This window comes from Bradyrhizobium sp. STM 3809 (genome assembly GCF_000239795.1).
Lineage (GTDB): Bacteria > Pseudomonadota > Alphaproteobacteria > Rhizobiales > Xanthobacteraceae > Bradyrhizobium.
Map to the genome: position 1 here is coordinate 1 of NZ_CAFJ01000339.1, position 1,914 is coordinate 1,914.

Here is a 1,914-nt window from a genome sequence, read left to right on the forward strand (position 1 = left end):
CTGGCGCGTGCACCGGTCGATGCCGCTGCTGCTTGGGCTTGTCCTGGTGTCGCTGTTCATCTGGCTGTCGGAGAACATCGGCACCTTGTCCCGCACCTGGATCTACCCGGCGCAGGCCCATGGCTGGGCGATGGTATCGCCCGCCAAGCTCGGCTCGTGGTTCCTGCTGCTGATCATCAGCTACACGCTGGTCAGCCTGATCAACCGCCCGCGGGCGATGAACTTTATGGAAAACGCGCCCTTGTCCAAGCGCGAGAAACAAGCCGCGTAGCGCGCTGCCGTAGGGTGGGCAAAGGCGCTGGCACGGTGTCGAGGCTGGCGCCGGTGTCGCGCGCCGTGCCCACCGTGCCGCACGGCAGGCTGCTGACGGTGGGCACGCGCTGACGCGCTTTGCCCACCCTACGGCAGCGGGGCTTCGCTACTTCTTCTTCGCCCCGACGCGTTCCAGCGACTTGATCTGAAGCGGCGGACGGCCGGACTTCTCGGCGATGTCGCGGTCCTGCTCCATGATGAAGCCGCGCGCGGGTTCGTCGCCGTCGAGGCCGCCGAGCAGCTCGGCCGGAACGCGGCGGTTGGAGCGCTGCGAGCCGTCCTCATAGGTCACGTTGAAGAAGGCGAATTCGCCTTTGGGATTGGAGCCGGGTTTTTTCGCCATGGGGGCGCTTTACGGCGGCGGGGCCCGTCCGGTCAATGCCAGAAAGTGCTTATCCGCTGCCCGAATTTGACATTTTCGTCATATGGTTTTCGTGGAATCGGCAGGTCGTCCCGACGGATCGCAGGCCGGCCTGGGGCATCCGAAACTCCTCGATTTTGCCAGATGAAAGTGCGTTCATCGCGCATGCCCCATCCGCACCGAATACAGCCCATGTCGATGCCGCAACTCACCATCTGGTACAATACGCGCTGCCCGGTCTGCGATGCCGGCATCGACTGGCAGCGCAACAAGCTGCTGGCGCTGGTCAAGTCGGGGCGGGTCGCGTTCAAGGACATCAATGAACAGCCGGACGCGCTCGGCGCCTATGGCGCCGGCGTCGACGATGTCCGCCGCCGCCTGCACGCCACCGACGAGGACGGCCAGCTGATCACCGGCGCCGACGTGGCGCTGTTGCTGTGGAAGCTGACGCCGGGCGAGGGCTGGCTCGCCACGCTGCTTGGCAACCGCCTGGTGCGTCCGCTGACGCGCTTCGGTTACGACCGCTTTGCGGACGTGCTGTTCGCCTGGAACAAGCGCAAGGGCCATTGGTGAGCGCGAGCTTGCTCGAGGCACCACATTTGCCGCGAACTCGGTCGACCCCTCTCCGCTGCCGACAATCGCTGCGCGATTGCGGCGGGGGAGGGGAGCGCACCGCCGTCGCGGCGACAGCTCGCCTCTATCGGCTGCGCACCTTCACCCGCGCGGGCGCCCGCGTGCCGCCGCGTGGGCCATCCTCATCGTCGCTGCCGCCGAGCGCCATGATCGCGGTGCCCATGGCGGTCGAGCCGAAGGTGACGAAGAACGAGCCGAGCAACAGGCCGATGGCGACGCCCGGCGAATGGTCGGCGAAGATCAAATGGCGCAGGCCCCAGGGATCGAGCACCAAGAGGCCGCCGACCAGCACCACGGCCATGACGAGCCCGAGCGCGAGATTGATCGCGAGCAGGCGGAACAAGGGCGACTGCAGCAGGCGGCGCGGGCGGGGCGGCATCGGCGATCTCCGTCGGGATCGTGAACGACAGCTGAATCGTAGCACCGATCACGCGCCGCTCAAGGCCGGAGCCGCCCGGAAGCGGCATGGCTGAGCCGCCGTCAGGGTGCGTCGTTTCGGGACAGGAGGCATGGGCGTCGCGCGCAGGGGGAGGGTCGTGGCTTGAGCCCCGCAGCTCCGAAGAGCTGTCATCCGCAACGGCGGATCACGCCTGCGCGCTCTCTCCTTT

The 1,914-nt window shown here is 67.2% G+C and carries 4 protein-coding genes; 2 read left to right on the forward strand and 2 right to left on the reverse strand.

Features of this window, described 5'->3' with window-relative positions:
- A partial coding sequence (locus BRAS3809_RS18540) for a DUF817 family protein (RefSeq protein ID WP_083839126.1) occupies nt 1–271 on the forward strand: 271 nt, incomplete at its 5' end.
- A 147-nt stretch (nt 272–418) separates the two neighbouring features.
- Here BRAS3809_RS18540 and BRAS3809_RS18545 read toward each other — a convergent pair.
- On the reverse strand, nt 419–655 hold the full coding sequence (locus tag BRAS3809_RS18545; RefSeq protein ID WP_008963614.1) for a hypothetical protein: 237 nt from the start codon (nt 653–655) through the stop codon (nt 419–421).
- A gap of 216 nt (nt 656–871) precedes the next feature.
- On the opposite strand from BRAS3809_RS18545, the gene BRAS3809_RS18550 reads away from it, so the two are divergent.
- Nucleotides 872–1,246 (forward strand): thiol-disulfide oxidoreductase DCC family protein, encoded by a 375-nt coding sequence (locus tag BRAS3809_RS18550; RefSeq protein WP_008963615.1) that lies wholly within the window; start codon nt 872–874, stop codon nt 1,244–1,246.
- Between the two features lie 124 nt (nt 1,247–1,370).
- On the opposite strand, the gene BRAS3809_RS18555 is transcribed toward BRAS3809_RS18550, so the two are convergent.
- Nucleotides 1,371–1,685: a hypothetical protein gene (locus BRAS3809_RS18555; RefSeq protein ID WP_008963616.1), complete on the reverse strand. Its 315-nt coding sequence runs from the start codon at nt 1,683–1,685 to the stop codon at nt 1,371–1,373.
- Nucleotides 1,686–1,914: the final 229 nt, after the last annotated feature.